This window comes from Mucilaginibacter pankratovii (assembly GCF_014773265.1).
In the GTDB taxonomy this organism is placed as follows: domain Bacteria; phylum Bacteroidota; class Bacteroidia; order Sphingobacteriales; family Sphingobacteriaceae; genus Mucilaginibacter; species Mucilaginibacter pankratovii.
Genome location: NZ_JACWMY010000007.1, coordinates 1 through 13,704, shown reverse-complemented (window position 1 = coordinate 13,704; position 13,704 = coordinate 1). Strand labels below are relative to the sequence as shown.

The 13,704-nt window shown below is 44.0% G+C and carries 13 protein-coding genes; 3 read left to right on the top strand and 10 right to left on the bottom strand.

Going from position 1 to position 13,704, the window contains the following annotated elements; genetic code table 11:
* Nucleotides 1–4: 4 nt before the first annotated feature.
* From IDJ77_RS14380 to IDJ77_RS14350, 7 genes are all read right to left on the bottom strand, one after another.
* The gene (locus tag IDJ77_RS14380; RefSeq protein WP_191189669.1) at nt 5–1,012 is read right to left on the bottom strand and encodes a glycosyltransferase family protein; all 1,008 of its coding nucleotides are present in this window, start codon (nt 1,010–1,012) and stop codon (nt 5–7) included.
* Nucleotides 1,012–1,944 carry a glycosyltransferase family 2 protein gene (locus tag IDJ77_RS14375; protein ID WP_191189668.1) on the bottom strand — a complete coding sequence of 311 codons (933 nt, stop codon included), beginning with the start codon at nt 1,942–1,944 and terminating at the stop codon, nt 1,012–1,014. Before IDJ77_RS14375 ends, IDJ77_RS14380 begins: the two co-directional genes overlap by 1 nt.
* Before the next feature lie 50 nt (nt 1,945–1,994).
* Complete coding sequence (locus IDJ77_RS14370) at nt 1,995–3,305, bottom strand: ABC transporter ATP-binding protein (protein ID WP_191189667.1); 1,311 nt, start codon at nt 3,303–3,305, stop codon at nt 1,995–1,997.
* An 8-nt stretch (nt 3,306–3,313) separates the two neighbouring features.
* Nucleotides 3,314–4,204, bottom strand: a complete 891-nt coding sequence (locus tag IDJ77_RS14365) for an ABC transporter permease (protein WP_191189666.1) — start codon at nt 4,202–4,204, stop codon at nt 3,314–3,316.
* A gap of 51 nt (nt 4,205–4,255) precedes the next feature.
* Nucleotides 4,256–6,736: a GumC family protein gene (locus IDJ77_RS14360; protein ID WP_191189665.1), complete on the bottom strand. Its 2,481-nt coding sequence runs from the start codon at nt 6,734–6,736 to the stop codon at nt 4,256–4,258.
* Nucleotides 6,737–6,751: 15 nt separating this feature from the next.
* Entirely contained in the window at nt 6,752–7,531 is a 780-nt protein-coding gene (locus tag IDJ77_RS14355; RefSeq protein WP_191189664.1) for a polysaccharide biosynthesis/export family protein, read from the bottom strand.
* 212 nt (nt 7,532–7,743) lie between these two features.
* Complete coding sequence (locus tag IDJ77_RS14350; RefSeq protein ID WP_191189663.1) at nt 7,744–8,754, bottom strand: hypothetical protein; 1,011 nt, start codon at nt 8,752–8,754, stop codon at nt 7,744–7,746.
* A 193-nt stretch (nt 8,755–8,947) separates the two neighbouring features.
* Here IDJ77_RS14350 and IDJ77_RS14345 point away from each other — a divergent pair, with 193 nt between their 5' ends.
* Both IDJ77_RS14345 and IDJ77_RS14340 read left to right on the top strand, forming a co-directional pair.
* A complete protein-coding gene (locus IDJ77_RS14345) occupies nt 8,948–9,544 on the top strand; it encodes a GDSL-type esterase/lipase family protein (protein WP_191189662.1) in 597 nt (198 codons plus the stop codon).
* A 60-nt stretch (nt 9,545–9,604) separates the two neighbouring features.
* Nucleotides 9,605–10,333 (top strand): esterase family protein, encoded by a 729-nt coding sequence (locus tag IDJ77_RS14340; RefSeq protein ID WP_191189661.1) that lies wholly within the window; start codon nt 9,605–9,607, stop codon nt 10,331–10,333.
* 106 nt (nt 10,334–10,439) lie between these two features.
* Here IDJ77_RS14340 and IDJ77_RS14335 read toward each other — a convergent pair whose 3' ends face one another.
* On the bottom strand, nt 10,440–12,068 hold the full coding sequence (locus IDJ77_RS14335; RefSeq protein WP_191189660.1) for a M1 family metallopeptidase: 1,629 nt from the start codon (nt 12,066–12,068) through the stop codon (nt 10,440–10,442).
* Nucleotides 12,069–12,177: 109 nt separating this feature from the next.
* On the opposite strand from IDJ77_RS14335, the gene IDJ77_RS14330 reads away from it, so the two are divergent.
* Complete coding sequence (locus IDJ77_RS14330; RefSeq protein WP_224751105.1) at nt 12,178–12,939, top strand: SGNH/GDSL hydrolase family protein; 762 nt, start codon at nt 12,178–12,180, stop codon at nt 12,937–12,939.
* Between the two features lie 75 nt (nt 12,940–13,014).
* Here the strand turns inward: IDJ77_RS14330 and IDJ77_RS14325 are convergent, their stop codons facing one another.
* Nucleotides 13,015–13,476 (bottom strand): nuclear transport factor 2 family protein, encoded by a 462-nt coding sequence (locus IDJ77_RS14325; protein WP_191189659.1) that lies wholly within the window; start codon nt 13,474–13,476, stop codon nt 13,015–13,017.
* The coding region (locus IDJ77_RS27650; RefSeq protein ID WP_224751104.1) for a hypothetical protein at nt 13,388–13,704 on the bottom strand (317 nt) is incomplete at its 5' end. The genes IDJ77_RS14325 and IDJ77_RS27650, both read right to left, overlap by 89 nt.

Below are 13,704 nucleotides of genomic sequence, written 5' to 3'. Positions count from 1 at the left end.
TTGTTTAACTGCTAAAATATTTCTCCACCATTTTGGAGAGCCTGTTGCGTACTTTTTCTTTAAGTGGCCTCGCGGCAAACATCTTCAGTTCGTATACATCGTGTTGTGCCTGGTAATAAGCCGGGCTTTTCCGCACCGCATCCGCACCGGCTGCTTTCAGGTCGGCGTAATATTCGTCAACCACTTCGGCAATATCGGGGCGGTTAAACCTGTTATAGCGCGTATTGTAATTGCAAAGCACCAGTGGCGCGGTATACCTGTAACTGCTAAAATGAAAGAATGTTAGCGGGTATTTTTCATTTACCATCCATTCGCCGCCGCTTTTGGTTAATGTGCGCTCGTGCCAGTTCCAGTTGGCAACGTTATAGCCATAGTGTTTTAATATCAGGTAGTTATTAAACATCACCGGGATATAGTTGGCCCATATCTGGTCGTAAAACATCCCTTTATCCCAATTGGTGTGCCCGTATACCAGCAGGCGTTCGCCCCACCAGTTTAAAAACCGCTCCAGCTCTTCGCCTTTGGCTAATCCTAAAAATCCCAGGTTAAAGATCCCGGTACGCAGCGTGTAAAAATCGCTTGGTATTTTGCCGTCATCAACGGGGTTCATCAGGTGCGGGGTTAGTACAAAGGTGTACTTTTTAAGCGCTTCCCAGCAATCGGTAAAAGGGGCGTATACTTTTATATCCGGGTCGATATAAACAACCGCATCGTACTTATTAAAAAAGTATTTAAACACAAATGGTTTTACGGTTGTACAAAGCTCGGCAATGCTGAATTTATGGCTCAGCGCGTCAATATCCAGCTCAACTATATCATCTATAAAAAGGATACTGTCGCTGTAAAAATTGTTGTAGTTTATTGCCGGGTCTTTTTTATCTACCAAAATAATAAACAAGGGTATCTCCGGGTGATGTTTGGTAAAACTCTCCTTTAACACCTTTGCCGAAGCGAGGTAATTATTAGCACAAATGGTATACGCTACCTTCATGGATGTATGTTGGCTGCTCATTAAACAGCGAGTTTACGTTTTTTAATTTTTAATAACATAGGTACTACTTTTAACCAAAACGAGGGGTATTTCCAAAAAACCGGCAGTAAAATAAAAAACCTGTTCTCCCTGGAAAAACTTTTGCCTCCCTTATCAATATGCATCGGAAAAAAAGTATGCAGCATGTAAATATTTATTATCCGTTTAGCGCTGCTATCCACCATTTTCTTGCTTTCGAGTTTATCTAAAACCTCGTTAAGATTTTTACCAAACACCTGCATCAGTTTATAGCCACCGGTATTTTCTTCTTTACAAGCAAGCACCTTATCGTTTACAACCAGGTTGGGTTTGCCCTTAAACATGGCCGGCAATATCCAGCTTAGCTGTACCAGGTTGCTGTCGTAAAATTCGCTGATGTAGCTACAATCGGCAAAAAGGGATTTATTAACAATGTTGCCGGTGATAAAAGTAGCCCAAAAATTAACCCGTTGCAGGTATAAAAGCGGGCTGCTAAATTCCTCGTAGTTAAGATGGTTTACGGCGTTTGGCACTGCATTATAATCGCCGGTGTACCAAATACCATTTAAGTAAACAGCACCATAATCCCTGCTATCCAGTAAATCAAATATATGTTTTAAATAGCCCGGCAATAGAAAATCATCATCAGAGAATACCCAAACATATTTACCCTTAGCGTTTAAAAAACAAGTAGCGATATTGCGGTCGGCACCTATATTTTCCTGATTTCGGTAGTACTTAATATCATGCCCCCGGTTAACAAAACTACTTACAATATCGGTTGTATTGTCTGCCGAACAATTATCAAATACCATCAGCTCGATCCGCGGCAGCAAGTCTGCGCTAACCTGCGATAACAGCGCGCGCAAACATTGGCCCAATAGTTGAGCCCGGTTAAACGTGGGTATAGCAATTGTTAGTAAGGGTTGCACCATATTGGGCTCAATTTCCGGATAAACAAATCAAAAGTTGAACAACAAAGCACCTAAGCTATAATAGCTTCGGTGTTCCATGATAATTTAGGGCGTACTACCCCCCACCAATCACCGGTAAATTCCTTGCGCATATCGCCCGTTTCTATCACCGTAAACGCTAATACGCTTTCGGCAACAGCCATATCGGCCATATTCTCGGGCACCAAAAATGCATTGATCTTGTAATTTTTATCATTTAAGTAATTCCCCGGAATTACACAGGTAGATCTGTACCTACCCTTTTGCAACGGTTTTTTGTAAAAAGGATCGACAGTAGAGGATGCCGATGGTGCACTAAACGTGGCAAAAATACAGGTATCCAAGTTATCAAGCAAGTGGATACTTGGCTGTATGGTGGTACCATCTTCGTACACATCGTACTCTATCTCTATAATAACATCCTCGTTTATAGCAAAATCGGCTGTGATACCCTTCGACCGGGATAACAACCTCAGCGCGTAAAAGCCGGCTTTGGTTGATTTTTGTTTGACGATCAGATCTTCGAGGTTTACCTGCCCATCGTTATTTTCGCCGGTGCGGATGTACTTATCAATTACGGTGTGGGTGTAATCCATAGTTTGCAACTGCCCGTGCTTCAGTAATATGGATTTTGAACACAGGTTGCTAATGGCCGCCATATTATGGCTTACAAACAGCACCGTACGCCCTTCGCCCTTGCTTACTTCGCCCATTTTACCAAGGCATTTCTTTTGAAACTCGGCATCGCCAACGGCGAGTACCTCATCTACTATCAATATCTCGCTTTCGAGGTGGGCCGCTACCGCGAAGGCAAGCCTTACATACATACCGCTGCTGTAGCGTTTTACTGGGGTATCGATATATCGTTCTACCCCTGCAAAATCAACAATGGCATCAAAATGTTTTTTTATTTCGTGCTTGCGCATGCCCAGAATGGCACCATTTAAAAATATATTTTCACGACCGGTAAGCTCGGGGTGGAAGCCTGTGCCTACTTCCAGCAAGCTGGCTACCCGGCCCATAATTTTTACAGATCCGGCTGTTGGTACCGTTACACGGCTAAGTACTTTTAACAAGGTACTTTTACCGGCACCGTTACGGCCGATAACGCCTACCGCATCGCCTTTATTTATTTCGAAGTTGATATCTTTCAGGCTCCATACAATATCGCTGGTGCCGGCTGTAGCGCGGTCGTTGGCTTCGCCTATTTTTAAAAAAGGATCTTCTTTCCCCCTTAGCAGGGCCCATTTGCGTTCGATATCGCGGCTGAGGGTGCCGGTACCAAAATCGCCCAGCTGATACGCTTTAGATAGATTTTCAACTTTTATAGCAATATCACCCATGGCCTAAATTAAACAGTGTCCACAAAATCTTTTTCAACCTTATTAAATATGATCAGTCCGATCATAAAGAGCACCAGGCTGGCCACAATGCTGTAAATAAAAGGCCACAGATAAAATTGGCCACCTCCAGTAAAGCCATATCTGAAAGTTTCTATAAGTCCCGTCATAGGATTTAACGTTACAACCAGATGATAACTTTTTTTCAAAGCCTCTGCATAAGGGTAAATAACCGGGGTGGCATACATTAACAACTGCATCCCAAAAGTTACCACAAAAGCCAAATCGCGATATTTGGTTGTGAGTGCTGTAATAATAAGACCCAACCCAAGCCCCAGAATTGCCATAAATATAATTAACACTGGAAATAACAAGAGCAATAAATTAGGCTCAACCTTTTCCCCGGGTTCTAAGTTTTCAGGAAAGTAATGGTATTGAATAAGGTAATACACAAATACAATTAAAAACAACGCAAACTGCACCCCGAATTTAACCAGGTTGGAAAACACAATACTCAACGGCATGATCAATCGTGGGAAATATACCTTGCCAAATATGTTGGCATTATCTTTAAATACAGTTGATGTTTTGGTAAGGCAATCTGCGAAGTAATTCCAAGCGATGGTGCCTGCCATATAAAATAATGGCTTAGGAATATTATCAGTAGAGATACCGGCCAAATTGCCAAAAATAAAGGTGAAAACAATGGTGGTGAATATAGGCTGAATAAAAAACCACAGCGGGCCTAAAACGGTTTGCTTATAAAACGATACAAAATCGCGCCGTACCAGTAACCAAAGCAGGTCGCGATAGTTCCAAACATCTTTTAAGTGAAGATTAAAAACGGTATCGTGAGGCTTAATTTCTAAATCCCATTCCTGATGTGGCGTATTCAACTCCATAATAATTTACTATTATTTTCTCCGGTACTCATTTAGCCTGCGGCACGCGGTTTAGTGTTGGGATTTTTTACTGCTCTTACGTTTTGCGGGCTTTTTAAATATCGCGTTAAACAAGCCTCTTAAGCCTTTTTTGTTTTTATCTTCTTCCTGGGTGTAACCGTAACCGTAGCCATATCCGTAACCGTAGCCATATCCGTAGCCGTAGCCATATCCGTAGCCGTAACCCGCGCCATAACCCTGGCCATAGCGGCCCAGTATACCACGCAGTTTTAAACCGTTGAAGATGATATTTACATTGCTCAGCTCGTTATTGGTGTAAATGTGGTCTATCAGATTTAAGTAGTACTTAGGTGTGTATTTATGCCTTACCATGTACAAGCAGGCATCAACATACTTATTCAGGATCTTGGCATCGGTAACCAAACCAATTGGCGGCGAATCGATAAGGATATAATCAAACTCCTCTTTAAGCCTTGCCATCAGCACATCCAGCCTTCCGTTCAGCATCAGCTCGGTAGGGTTTGGCGGAATGGTACCGGCAGGTAAAATTACCAGCCCGGGGATATCTCGCTCTGCCATGGAGAGACTTATTTCTTCGTAAGTTGCCAGCCCGGCCATATAATTACTTATACCCGGTTCCTGAGTTATCTCCATCATCTTACTGATCTTCGGTTTGCGCAGATCGAACTCGAGGATGGCCACCTTTTTACCCGTTAGGGCCAAACTTACCGCGAGATTGATCGCTGTAAAACTCTTACCCTCACCGGATATGGATGATGTTACCAGTATTGTTTTTTTGTCGCCCTGGATGCCTATAAAGTTAAGCGATGTACGCAGCGCCCTGAACTGCTCTGCAATTACCGTTCGGCTGCCATCTTTGATTACCAGGGTTTCTCCGCTGTCATCGTGTAATATTTCGGCCAGTACGGTTGCATCGGTCTTGCGCTCAATTTCTGTACGGAAAAGCACCTCCTGGTTGTATTGCTCTCTTATCAAAACAAATACGATACCTATAATAACCCCAATAGATAAGCCTACCAGGTAAATATTAAGCGGTATAGGCTTTACAGGCGTACCCTTTGCTTCGGCATAGTTTACAATACGGCTATCGGCAACGGCTGCAGCACGCGATAGCGCAACTTCCTCGCGCTTGGTAAGCAATAGGGTGTAAATATTGTTTTTAATGGCTTGCTGGCGGCTTATTTCTAAAAACTTACGCTCCTTTTGCGGCACCCCCCTTAATTGCGATGAGTTAATACCCCCCTCGGCTTTTAACCTGTTTTGCGTGGTAACTAAGTTTTGCCTCAGGGCGTTTAAGTTTTCTAATAAACCTGGTTTTATTTGGTTTATACGTTCCTGCACTGCGGCAACGGGCGGCGAGTTTTCGCCGGCGGTTTGCCTTAAGTTGGTTAATTCAAGCTCGGCAGAGTAAAGTTTATCAAGCAATTGCAGCAAAATAGGATCGGTGATACCAAGCGTGGATGGTACCGTACCGGAGCTGTTCCCTTTACGTACAATGTATTTTTCTATCTGGCTAAGTACATCCAGCTGAATTTGGATCTGCGCCAGTTGGGTAACGTTCTGGCGGGCGTTCTCTATATAGTTCCTTCCCTCGGTAGAGAGATCTACAATGCCCTGGGTTTGGCGGTAATCCTGCATTTCGTTCTCAACGCCCGAAAGCTCTTTGGTTACCAGCACCAAACGATCGTTTATAAAGTTAAGCGTATTTAGCGCTGTTTGGGTTTTCTCGGTTACACCGGCTTCATTGTAAACTTTTACCAGATCGTTCAAAATATCCTCGGCACGTACAGGCACCTGGTCTATCAGCTTAAGGGCAATTAATGATGATTGCCTTGCGGCCGACGCTACGGTAAGTGCGCTTTGGGTATACTTAGCGGCAGTTTTGATACTGCGTACCTGTAAATAATATTCGCCTTTAAAAACCTGGTTGGATACTGCCTTATTTGTTTTAAGCGGGTTGATTATAAAATCTCCGTAAGGCGTACGTACCGGAGAGCCTAACGCATACTTTTTACCCGAGATAGTGATATAGTTGTTAGTTGGCAAATACTCGAATGAAATAGGCAGGTTGGGAGAATTTTGAAGATCCTCGGGGTTAAGCGCTATAAATTTAACCGGATTGGGGTATATCAGGATATCTCTTAAGGCGCCTTTGCTGTAAACCTGCGCATACAAGCCAAGGTCTTTAACAACCTGTTCCATCAACACGCGCGATTTTAAAACCTCTATCTCGTTCTCTACCGTTTTAGAACCATTATTAAGCCCCAGCGCCTCCAGTACGTTGGCACCATCGGTACCTCTCGAATCTTTTAGCAATATGGTAGAACCGGCCTCGTAAATAGGGGTTTGGTAGTGAATATAGAAATAACTTACCGACAGGGACACCATAATTGTGAACACAAATATGGGCCAGAACGGCAAATACCTGAATGCAATTGCACTTACTGCGTTTTTTGAGGTGGTACCCTCAAATGGATTGGTAACATTGGTAGACTGAGCAGTATTTTTCATCAACAGAAAGAGATGTTAGTTTTTAATGAACTGTAAGTATATCACTATTAAAAGCGAAGCAGCACTGAAGAAATATGGGATCAGCTGGGTAGTACGGTCGGCGGCGGCGGCTTTCGCGCTGTTTGGCTCCACGTAAATTATGTCCTGATTTTGAAGATTGTAGATATCTTTATCAAACAACTGGCTTTGGTTAAGGCTAAAACGCCTGGTGATGCGCTTGCCATCAACTTCTCTTATCAACAGCACGTTGTCGCGCTTTCCGAATGCGGTAAGGTCACCGGCAGAAGCCAGCGCTTCGGGCAGGGTCATACGCTCGTTAGGTACCTGTATAACACCCGGCCTGGACACCTCACCTAATACGGTTATTTTATAGTTTACGATACGCACGTTAACTATAGGAGATTTGGCAATTTGCTTGGTAAGCAAAGTTTCGGTAATAGAGCTTGCCAGCTGAATTTTTGTTAAACCTTCTGCTTTTACCGAACCAACAAGCGGCAATTTAATAGAGCCGGTTTCATCTACCAGGTAACCGCTTACGCCGCCCTGCCCTGTATTGATAGCGGTTGACGAATTTAATATAGCGGTGGTGATAGGATCGGGTGTAGAAATGTTGATCTGCAGGATATCGCTTACATTTATTTTAGTTTGCAGCCTTTGCTCATCTATCGTGGCTGTACTATCTCTTTGCAGGTTAGTAAAGTAAGCAAGCTTCTTGGAACTCACGCATGAATTTAAACAAGATAATGCCAAAAAGGCCAGCAAAATGGCAATAAAGGAGTAGGAGTTGTTTTTCATAAGTATCACAGCAGCGTAGCTATTATATCAGGTAAAATAATTGTAGCCTTTGCAAACTTAAAAATTATTATGCAATATTATTTTACTTTTTTAATATAATCGACTGATTTTCTAAAAATAATAAAAATTTTCTAAATATATCCTAAAAAATATTAAATCAACAAATTGCGTCATGGCAACCAAAACGGGCACCTGTTTGGGGCTAATTTACTTTATTTTTTTATTAAATTTTTCACCCGGTCTCTAACTTTATTCTTATACAATTTTGCCCTGCGTACCAGGTTATGAGATTTTGCCGATAAGTAATCAGACAGCCCCTCGGCAGCGCTTTGCGCATCGGTGTGCAGCGGGATAAGTGTTTTGGTTAAATACCCCTGAAAGTGCATGGTATAAAACCTGGAATAAAGCGGCTCGCCCTGCACTTTGCCGTAAAGGCCGTCTTTCCGCCTCGTCATTTTTTTGATGCGGGTGCCCGGGGTACATTCAAAATAATACCTGCAGCCGTTGAAGGGCACGTTGGCATTAAAATCAAAACTGATGCCTTCCGTCTCCAGCGATAGCAGGTTTAGCGTATTGGGTTTTGCCTCGGTACGGAAAACATCCAGCAGTATCATGTCTGATACGTTTTTGTTATCCAGGAATTTGCCCGCCAGCGTATCTTTCAGCATTTTATCAAAAGCAGGCGCATCGGCATACTTTGCCAGTACAAATTCGCAAAAATCATTAATAAGTTTCGCGCTCCAAAACGAGGTATGGCCGGATGTTACGCTGTTTTCGCCCAGTTCGAAAAACATCATGGTGCCATCGTACTGTTCCTTTATAAATTTCCGAAACACGGGGATAAGGTCCTGCAATATCAGCACATCGCAATCGGCATGTACAAAATAGCTGATGCCCAGCTCCTTTACAATATCATTGATAATGAACCACCTGTCGAAACAGGCCTTCTCGAAAAAGTAGGGATTGTTTGAGTGATGCTGGTAAACCTTGTCAAATTCTTTTACGCCATTGGTATATCCGGATACATCGATACAGTTATACTTGCTGTAAGCTTCAAAATTGGTATCGGTAAGCACATAAACATTGTTGTGCCCATGAGATAACGCGGCCTGTTTAAGTATATGCCCGAAAAACAAACTGGTATTTTCGCCCAATTGCAAAAAGAAAACGGGTAGTTCCGACTGCGATAAATGAGTAGCGTACCCCGTAGCCTTTTTTTCCATTCAGTATAGATTGTGAAACAAAAATAATATTTTGAGGCATTAAAGCAATAGCCCTTTAACGTTACCGGCCGCAAACAACAATTTAGTAACATAAATTAAAGGCAGGGTTGCAACAAACCACACAAAGATTTTTTAGGTTTGGAAGCAATTGGGTATTGCTGCGGCAGTATACCCTGATTAATAAACGAAGAGGATGTATTGGTACGAGGACGAGGTAAAACGCCTTGAAAAAGACAGTTTGAAATTGGCACAAAACGCCGAAACGATTTTCTATGGAAGCTCTTCAATCCGCTTATGGACAAGACTTTACGACGACCTTAAGGAGCTAAAACCCGTTAACCTGGGGTTCGGCGGATCTACCCTGGCGGCATGTGTATGGTTTTTTGATAGGGTAATGGTGAACTACAAGCCAAAAAGACTGGTGGTGTATGCTGGCGATAACGACTTGGGTGATGGCCGGAACCCGGAGGAAGTATTTATTTTTTTTCAGCAACTGGTTACCAAAGCAAGTCAGCGGTTTGGCAATATCCCCTGTTATTTTATTTCGCTTAAGCCAAGTGTCGCTCGTTGGGGCATGGCCGATCAGTTTAAATATACCAACAACCTTATTGAAAGCCAGATCATTAAAGACGATAATAACTGGCGCTTTATAGATGTTTTTAAGAAAATGCTGGATGCCGACGGCTACCCGCAAAAAGTGTTTTTTACCGGCGATGCCCTGCATTTGAGCGAGGCCGGTTACCAGCTTTGGGCCCAGGTGGTTAAGAACAAAATTATTGTTAATAGTTAACCGCGTGTTTATTTTAAAGTAACATCCGTTGGAGATATTTCGGACGCAATACATGGTGGAATGAACAGGGAATATCATAAATGGTACAGCCCCAGGTTGCAGCGCGACATGGAGCTTTTAATTTTTGGGCATGGTGGCCGTGCGGTGCTGTTTTTCCCAACCCGGATGGCCCGCTTTTACGATTACGAGAACTGGGGTATTGTAGACGCCCTGCAGCAAAAGATAAATAACGGCGAGCTGCAGCTTTTTTGCGTAGATAGTATTGATGCCGAAAGTTTTTACAACCACTGGGCGCACCCTGCGGTGCGTATTGCCCGGCATTTGCAGTACGAGGAGTATATCCTGAACGAAGTGGTGCCCTTAATGAAGGAAAAAAACAACGCCGGTTATTTTGAAGTTGCCGGCTGCAGCATGGGTGCCTACCATGCTTTAAACCTCGCCTTAAAACATTCGCATATTTTTAAGAAAGTGGTGAGCATGAGCGGCCGGTACGATCTTACCCAGAACATAGACGATTTTAAAGATCTTTTGGATGGCTACCGTAACGACGAGGTGTACTTTAATATGCCGAGGCAATACATTGCCAATATGCACGAATACGGCATTTTGAATGATATGCGCAAGCTGAACATTATTTTAGCCGTAGGCCAAACCGACCCCTTTTTATATATCAACCAGGAAGTAAGCCGCCTGCTGTGGGATAAAGGCATCAACAACGAATTTTACATTTGGGATAACTACGCCCACCGCCCGCGTTATTGGAAAAAGATGGTGCAGTTGTATTTATGACCGGATTAAATATCGAACACCGAATATCCAATATCGAATGATGAAGTAACATTCAGAGTTCGGCATTCATTATTCGATATTATTTCGCTTTCTTTTCCTCCGATAATTACTGCATAATCACCTTCTTAAAATACCACCCTTTCGGATCTACCACTGGCTGTGTTTTGCTTACAATTCGCAGCGGTGTACTTTTATTGGCTGCTATGGTGGTATGCACAATACCTTTATCCGTTAAAATATCCAGCGGCAAGTCCATCGGGCTGTTTTTTATGCTGAGGATGTAGGTATCGGGCCTGAGCCTGCGCAATTCAAAATCCATGGTATTGGTCGTCCTCAAATAAAAATCAAACAAGGCATCCAGGTTTCGGCCCGATTGTTTGTTGAAGAAATCCTGTACATCCTGCGTGGTAAAAAATTTGTCGTAAGGGTATTGCACATCGGTAACAAACTTCTTCAGCGCAGGGAAAAACACACTGTCGCCCAGTACATGCCGCATGGTGTGCATAAAAAAGGAGCCTTTGCTGTAAATATCTCCGTTGTAAACTTCGGCCATGCCCATTTCCTCGGCCTTTACCACCGGCTGCTGATTGCGGATGCCCGCCCGTTGCGAGATGATCACCGAATCGTATGCAGTCTCGCCCAGCGTTTCCTTAAAAAACAAGGCCTCGGCATAGGTGTTTATCCCCTCCTGTATCCACATATGCGCCCAATCTTTATTGGTAACCTTGTTGGCCCACCACTCGTGCCCAAACTCGTGGAACAGGTTGGCAGAGTAATCCAGTCCGCCCGGGTATTTATCGTACTTAAATTTATCGCCATAGGTTACCATGGTTTGGTGTTCCATGCCCGGGTTTGGCACCTCGGCAATGCCTATCTTTTCTTTATACCAGGGGTATTCGCCGAAGTATTTTTCCAATATGCGGGTATCACGCGCGCGCAGGTCCATCAAATGATTGGCATGGGCGGTATCTTCTTCCAGCACATAAAACTGGATGGGTACGGTATGGCCACCAACAGTGGTATAAGGCCTGCTGTATACCTTATACTTGGCAATATTAAATACCACGCAATAATTACTGATGGTGTAGTTGGTTTTCCAGTGCCAGGTAGCCTTATCCTTTCCCGTATTTTTTACGCCCTGCAACAGGCCCGGGCCCGCCACCGACAGTCCTTTGGGGATGGTAATGAAAAGGTCTACCCCTTCGTTTGGCTCATCGCTGGGGTGGTCTTTACAGGGAAAGTACACCTTAGCCCCCTCCAGCTGGCAATTGATCACCACCCAGGGGTTGCCGGTTTTGTCGGTTGTCCAGGTGAAACCACCCTTCCATGGCGGCCTAACGGCAATGGGTGGTTCGCCGCCATAATTGACGCGGATAGTATGCTTGCCTTCCTTATAGCTATTGTTATTAACGATGAAAATAGAATCGCCCTTTTGCCCGAAACCTGCATCTTTCTTATCAACCGTTATTTTGCTAACGCGAAGCAAGTGCACCAGGTCGAACAGCAGGGTATCGGTGGCTTTGGTCAGCAGCAGATCGATCTCGGCATAACCGTTGATGCTTTTTTTGGGGATATCTACATCCAGCGCCAGGGTGTAGTGGCGGATATCCATGATGGCCTGCAGCGGCCGCAATTTGCCCCCGGAACTCATGTAGCTGATGTCGCGGTTTTGGGCGAAGGAGGCGGTTGATACCAATAACACAAACAGGAACAAAACTGGCCGGATGGTTTTCATATGCATTTACCTTGAGCCAACAAAATAGGCATTTAGGGTGGGATTATAAATCAGAAAAAACACCCGCCGTTTTCGCAATTTCTTTTTACATTGATGAAAATTCAATTCTATGATGGCCAACAATTCGCGCCGCTCTTTCCTTAAACAAACCACGCTTTTAGGCGCTGCCGTCACCGCTATTCCGGAGATGCTTAAAGCCGATGTTCTTACTGCCGAAAAGATAGGAACCGACGCCGTAATCCTGTTTCAGGGCGATTCAATCACCGATGGCAACCGCACCCGCGACAATGACTGGAACCATGTAATGGGCCATGGCTATGCGTGCTTGCTGGCTAGCCGCTTATGGTATGATCATCCCGAAAAGAAATTCCATTTTTATAATCGCGGCATCAGCGGCAACAAAATAACCGACCTGGCCGCCCGCTGGAAAACCGATACCCTGGCACTGAAACCCGATGTACTGAGTATTTTGATAGGCGTGAACGATGTGCAGGCCTGCGTAAACGGCGATGCCAACTATAGCGCCGAAAACTACGAAACAGGTTACCGCGCCCTGTTGAAACAAACTAAGGACGCCCTCCCCAATATTAAGCTCATCATTTGCGAACCATTCATTTTACCCGGCGCAAGGGTAAATGGCAATTTTGATAAATGGACCGAAGAAGTGGCCAAAAGGCAGGTCATCGCCAAAAAACTGGCGCTGGAATTTGGTGCCGTTTTTGTGCCCCTGCAGCAGCCATTTAACGATGCATTGGCCAAAGCCCCCGTCGACTACTGGATCTGGGACGGCATCCACCCTATGCCCGCCGGGCACGAACTAATGGCCAGGCAATGGTTAATGGTGGTGGGTAAAAAGATCGGGTTGGTGTAATTTAACCACCATGTTATTTATGCGGTTTGGTGCCCCTCACTAAATAATGCATTACTGATATCGAAAACCAGGTGGTTAATTTTTAAGTGCGCTATCCCAATGTTCGGCTATTTTTCCGTTTTCGACACGCAGCATATCAAACCAGGTGGTAACATATTTTTTGCCTTTCACCTTCGGATCCGGATGTTCATCTTTAAAGCTCAGTACAACCAGGTTACCTTCAGCAACTATCGAGATCAGCGGCGCTTTAACGGTTGCTTTTATAGCCAAAGGTTTGGCAAATTTGGAAAAAAAATCAATAAAGCCCTGTCGCCCGGTTGGCACATTGGGGTTATGCTGAATATATGTTGGTAACAGGTATTTGTCAGCAAGCTCAAGATGCCCGCCCTCAAGAACCTCCCGCCAAAAATCGTAAATCAACTTCTTGTTTTTAGCAAGTTGAGGATCTTTACTGGATAGCATAGCCTTTTGGTCCTGCCCAAACGAAGTAAAGGTCAGCAAAAGCGCGAAAACGAATAACAAGCCTGCTTTTTTCATGATTTAATATTTGATGGTTAAATATATCAAAAAATACTTTGTCATTTGCCTCGTGAAGGTTTTTTGAAAAAACCAAAAAAAGGCCGGTACAATGCCCGGCCTTATTCATTTCATTGTCCCGTCCTGAAATAAGTTGACACCCAAGTTGACTTATATGAAAGAAAGAAAAAAACAAAGCGATCGGCGCAGTCAGCGCGATTATAGCCTTGCCTTTAAGTTGCAGGTTGT

Coding starts and splice junctions, on each gene's coding strand:
- IDJ77_RS14380 (WP_191189669.1), bottom strand. CDS start 1,012: ATGAGCAGCCAACATACATCCATGAAGGTAGCGTATACCATTTGTGCT.
- IDJ77_RS14375 (WP_191189668.1), bottom strand. CDS start 1,944: ATGGTGCAACCCTTACTAACAATTGCTATACCCACGTTTAACCGGGCT.
- IDJ77_RS14370 (WP_191189667.1), bottom strand. CDS start 3,305: ATGGGTGATATTGCTATAAAAGTTGAAAATCTATCTAAAGCGTATCAG.
- IDJ77_RS14365 (WP_191189666.1), bottom strand. CDS start 4,204: ATGGAGTTGAATACGCCACATCAGGAATGGGATTTAGAAATTAAGCCT.
- IDJ77_RS14360 (WP_191189665.1), bottom strand. CDS start 6,736: ATGAAAAATACTGCTCAGTCTACCAATGTTACCAATCCATTTGAGGGT.
- IDJ77_RS14355 (WP_191189664.1), bottom strand. CDS start 7,531: ATGAAAAACAACTCCTACTCCTTTATTGCCATTTTGCTGGCCTTTTTG.
- IDJ77_RS14350 (WP_191189663.1), bottom strand. CDS start 8,754: ATGGAAAAAAAGGCTACGGGGTACGCTACTCATTTATCGCAGTCGGAA.
- IDJ77_RS14345 (WP_191189662.1), top strand. CDS start 8,948: ATGTATTGGTACGAGGACGAGGTAAAACGCCTTGAAAAAGACAGTTTG.
- IDJ77_RS14340 (WP_191189661.1), top strand. CDS start 9,605: ATGAACAGGGAATATCATAAATGGTACAGCCCCAGGTTGCAGCGCGAC.
- IDJ77_RS14335 (WP_191189660.1), bottom strand. CDS start 12,068: ATGAAAACCATCCGGCCAGTTTTGTTCCTGTTTGTGTTATTGGTATCA.
- IDJ77_RS14330 (WP_224751105.1), top strand. CDS start 12,178: ATGATGGCCAACAATTCGCGCCGCTCTTTCCTTAAACAAACCACGCTT.
- IDJ77_RS14325 (WP_191189659.1), bottom strand. CDS start 13,476: ATGAAAAAAGCAGGCTTGTTATTCGTTTTCGCGCTTTTGCTGACCTTT.